Annotated in this window: 4 protein-coding genes; 1 reads left to right on the forward strand and 3 read right to left on the reverse strand. The window is 68.6% G+C overall.

Translation table 11 applies throughout. The annotated features are described in order from the left end of the window. Positions 1–62 precede the first annotated feature (62 nt). From SAHL_RS17325 to SAHL_RS17335, 3 genes are all read right to left on the reverse strand, one after another. Positions 63–467, reverse strand: a complete 405-nt coding sequence (locus tag SAHL_RS17325; RefSeq protein WP_123592666.1) for a VanZ family protein — start codon at positions 465–467, stop codon at positions 63–65. Further along, positions 464–1108, reverse strand: a complete 645-nt coding sequence (gene lolA, locus SAHL_RS17330) for an outer membrane lipoprotein periplasmic chaperone LolA (protein WP_123592667.1) — start codon at positions 1106–1108, stop codon at positions 464–466. Before lolA ends, SAHL_RS17325 begins: the two co-directional genes overlap by 4 nt. Positions 1109–1236: 128 nt before the next feature. After that, entirely contained in the window at positions 1237–3690 is a 2454-nt protein-coding gene (locus tag SAHL_RS17335; protein WP_123592668.1) for a DNA translocase FtsK, read from the reverse strand. A gap of 187 nt (positions 3691–3877) precedes the next feature. Here SAHL_RS17335 and SAHL_RS17340 point away from each other — a divergent pair, with 187 nt between their 5' ends. Then, positions 3878–4213 (forward strand): hypothetical protein, encoded by a 336-nt coding sequence (locus SAHL_RS17340; RefSeq protein WP_123592669.1) that lies wholly within the window; start codon positions 3878–3880, stop codon positions 4211–4213. The last annotated feature ends 105 nt before the right edge of the window (positions 4214–4318 follow it).

Genomic DNA, 4318 nt, shown 5'->3' on the forward strand with positions numbered 1-4318 from the left:
AGTCGCTCAGACGCGTCGGCCGCATCCGGTCGGCCAGCGGGCGACCCGCCAGCCCGGCCCCCTCATCCAGATCGATTTCCGTTTGCTGCGACACGGGCATCAATATAACGCAGCCAGCCCATGGCGCCGAGCCGTGCGAGCCCGATGCCGGCGACCACACCGAGGCCGTCGGCCAGAAAATCCAGCGGATCGCCGCTGCGGTAGTCGATGCCGGACTGGATGAGCTCGATCAGCAGGCCGAAGCCCAGCAGCCCGAACAGCACCGCCCAGTAGCGCGGCGCGAGGATGCCGCCGAACCAGGTGCCCAGCACGGCGAACGCGGCGAAATGCTCGACCTTGTCGAAATTGGAGATGCCCGGGCTCGGCGGGTTCGGCATCAGGCAGGCGTAGAGCAGTACCGCACAGCCGGCGAGCCCGACCGCGAACCACAGACGCAGGCACACCAGCGCGGGCCCGTTGCCGCTCATCGGCGGCCGCCGCCGTTCATGCCGCGGCCGTCCACCACCTCGACGTCATCCGGAATATCGAGGGTGAAGCGATCGTCGTCGATCGCGGGGTTGATCTCGACGTTGCTGAAACGGATGCGCGTGGTCTGGCCGAGACTGTCCTGGAGTTCCATGACCGCCGGCACCTGATCGTCGAGGCCGAGCCGGACCTCCTCGAAGTCGGTGTCGTCCGCCCGCGGGGTCAGGCGCACCCAGCTCATGCCATCGCGATTGCCGGCGGCACTGATGTTGAAGGCGTCCTCGAGCGCGGCCCCGCCGGTCAGCAGCAGCGCCGGGGTGGCGCGCAGCGTCGCGTCGATGTCGCGCACGGTCACCTGTGCCAGGTCCACGTCGTAGAAGCGGAAGACGTTGCCGTCGCTGACGATGATCTGTTCGTAGGGGTCCTGATAGGCCCAGCGGAACCGATCCGGGCGCGAGAGCACGAAGATGCCGCTCGCCCGCTGCATGACGTTGCCGCGATCGTCGATCTGGCGCTGCTCGAAGTCCGCGGTGAGCGTGTCGACGCGGTCGTAGAAGGCTTCGAGATCGTCCACGCCGTTCGCCTGGGCGAACGGGGCCGCAAGCAGCAGCAGGCCGAAAACGAGCAGGCGGCGAACGGGCATAGAGACTCCTGAAAACAAAAACGGCGCGGTATCGCGATGGCTGCGAGGCTGCGCCGTGGGCCATGAATCGAGACTGAACTCGTCAGCCCCCTCGGACACGCTATCGGACGCCCGCAGCACGTCGGGGTTCAATCGTCATCGGGCGGCGGCGGGGCCAGCACTTCGCGCCCGCCACTGCCCTCGGCCGCGCTCACGACGCCGGCGTTCTCCATCTGTTCGATCAGTCGGGCGGAGCGGTTGTAGCCGACGCGCAGGCGCCGCTGCACGTAGGATATCGAGGCCTTGCGGGTCTTGGTGACGATGGCCACGGCCTGATCGTAGAGCGGATCGGCCTCGGCGTCCTCCTCGTCGTCGCCGCCGCCCTCGCCGTCCCCGGCGCCGCCCTCGAGGATATCCTCGATATAGTCCGGCTGGCCGGTCTGCTTGAGATATTCCACCACCTTGTGCACCTCGTGGTCGTCCACGAAGGCGCCGTGCACGCGGGTGGAAAACCCGGTGCCCGGCGGCAGATACAGCATGTCGCCGTGGCCGAGCAGGCTCTCGGCGCCCTGCTGGTCGAGGATCGTGCGCGAATCCACCTTGGAGGCGACCTGGAAGCCGATGCGAGTCGGAATATTGGCCTTGATCAGCCCGGTGATCACGTCCACCGAGGGCCGCTGCGTGGCCAGAATCATGTGCAGGCCGGCCGCACGCGCCTTCTGGGCGATGCGGGCGATCAGTTCCTCCACCTTCTTGCCGACCACCATCATCATGTCGGCGAGCTCGTCGACCACGATCACGATCGCCGGCATCGGTTCCAGCGTGGGCACGGGCTCGCCGGCCTCGGCGTCCGCGTCCGACTGGCCGTTCTTGGCCAGCGGATCCTCGATCGGCGTGCCGGCGTCGATCGCCTTGCGGACCTTGGTGTTGAAACCGGCCATGTTGCGCACGCCGAGCGCGGCCATGAGCTTGTAGCGGCGTTCCATCTCGCCGACGCACCAGCGCAGGGCGTTGGCCGCGTCCTTCATGTCCGTGACCACGGGCGCGAGCAGGTGCGGAATGCCCTCGTAGACCGACAGCTCCAGCATCTTGGGGTCGATCATGATCAGGCGCACTTCCTCGGCGTGCGCCTTGTGCAGGATCGACAGGATCATGGCGTTGATCGCCACCGACTTGCCGGAGCCGGTGGTGCCGGCCACCAGCAGATGCGGCATCTTGCCCAGGTCCGCGGTCACCGGGTTGCCGCCGATATCCTTGCCCAGCGCCAGCGTCAGCGGCGAGGCCAGGCCGGTGTAACGCGGCGACTCCAGGATCTCGCGCAGCGCCACGACCTCGCGGTCCGCGTTGGGGATCTCCAGGCCCACCACCGACTTGCCCGGGATCACCTCGACCACGCGCACGCTGGTGGTCGACATCGCCCGGGCCAGATCCTTGGCCAGATTGGAGATCTGGTTGACCTTCACGCCCGGCGCCGGGTCCAGCTCGAAGCGGGTGATCACCGGGCCCGGCTCGACGGCGACCACCTTCGCCTGGACGTTGAAATCCGCCAGATGCTGCTCGAGCTGCTCGGACATGCGCTGCAGCACGGCGTCGTCGGTGTCGCGGTCGTTGATCGGCGGCCGTGCCGCGTCCAGCAGCGCGGTGGGCGGGATCGGGCTGTCCGTCTCCGGGTCGTAGGCCGGCACGTCGACCTGCTCCTCCATCGGCAGATCGAGCTGCGTGGCCTTGTTCTTCTTCTTGGGCTTCTTGACCGGCACCGCCGTGTCGGCGGACTTGGCAGGCTTGTCGTCGCTCTCGGCGCCGAGTGTGGGCGCGACGCGCTTTTTCGGCTTGCGCTCGGGCGCCGGCTCGCTGTGCTTGACCGTCGGCGCGCTCGCGCGCCGCTCCGCGCGGGAGGCGCGCCAGGCGCCCAGGCGGTCGAACATGCCGCGCACGCCGCCCCGCAGCCCGCCGAGCACGAAGGCGCCGGTGCGCTCGGTCACCACCAGCCAGGAGAAGCCCAGCCCCACCGAGAGCGTGATCACGAACACCGTGATGAGCAGCCAGGCGGCGCCGACGATGTTGATCACCTCCGCCAGCGCGCCGGCGGTGGCCGCGCCGATGATGCCGCCGCTGCCCTGCGGCAACGCGTCGCCGTTGGCCCCGAGCGCGAGCCAGGCCAGGCCGCAGCCGGAGATCAGCCACAGCAGCAGCGAGGCCGCGCGCACGCTCTTGGACAGCGCGTCGCCGGCCGGTCGGTCGATATTGGCGAACACCAGCCAGCCGCCGTAGAGCACCAGCCACGGGAATATGAAACCGAGATAGCCGAACAGGCTGAGCAGCACGTCGGCGAACCACGCCCCCGGACCGCCGAACAGATTGGCCACCGGCGAGCCGTCGCCGAGGCGCGACCAGCCCGGATCCTGCGGGCTGTAGGAGACCAGCGCGGCCAGCAGGAACAGCGTCACGGCCGCCGCGGCGAACAGCACCGCCTCGCGCATGAGCCGGCCGAGCCGCTGGCGATAACGGCTCACGGGCGCCTCGTCCGCGCCCGTGTCCTTGCGCTTGCTCGGCTTCGGGCCGGCCTTGGCCGCCTTGTTCTGCTTGGCGATCGCTTTTGCCATCGAATTCCTGCGAAGTCGCGCCGGCATGCCCGCCGCATACGGCAAGGCATTGACCGATCAGCGGATTGTAACCGGACCGAAACGGCCGCGGCGTTGAGAAAGCCCTCTCACGTTGCCGCCCAGGCGCTTGAATTGGCGCGCTTTGTGCACATATTAGCGCTATCGACAGGCAGACACGAGGACGGTTATGTCGACACGCCATTTCCTGCTGACCCACGATGGCGCCATCGAGGAGTTCAGCGAGGACGAGGCCTCCGCCGTGGCGGAGGGCAAGCAGGACCTGCCGCGCTTCGCCGATCGGCGGCTGCGCTACGTTCAGGTCGACTTCGATGACAACGTCAACGACGACGGCGAGATCCACGTCCGTACGCTCGGCGCGATCGTCAGCTTCGACGAGGACGGCCATCTGCGCGACGCCAACCGCGCCAGCGGCGAGGCCGACGCCCTGAGCGAGTTCGAGCACGACGCCTGCGTGCAGTACGCCCTGCGCGAGACCATACACCAGAGCTATGCGTTGAACTGACCGCCCCGTTACGGCGTATGGTGTAGGGCCGGCGGCCGGGTTTCCGGCGCCGGCCCGCTCGTTCGCGCACCGGTCCGCGGCCACCGTCCCGACGATCCGCCGGCC

This window comes from Salinisphaera orenii subsp. halophila YIM 95161, from assembly GCF_003732545.1.
GTDB lineage: Bacteria > Pseudomonadota > Gammaproteobacteria > Nevskiales > Salinisphaeraceae > Salinisphaera > Salinisphaera orenii_A.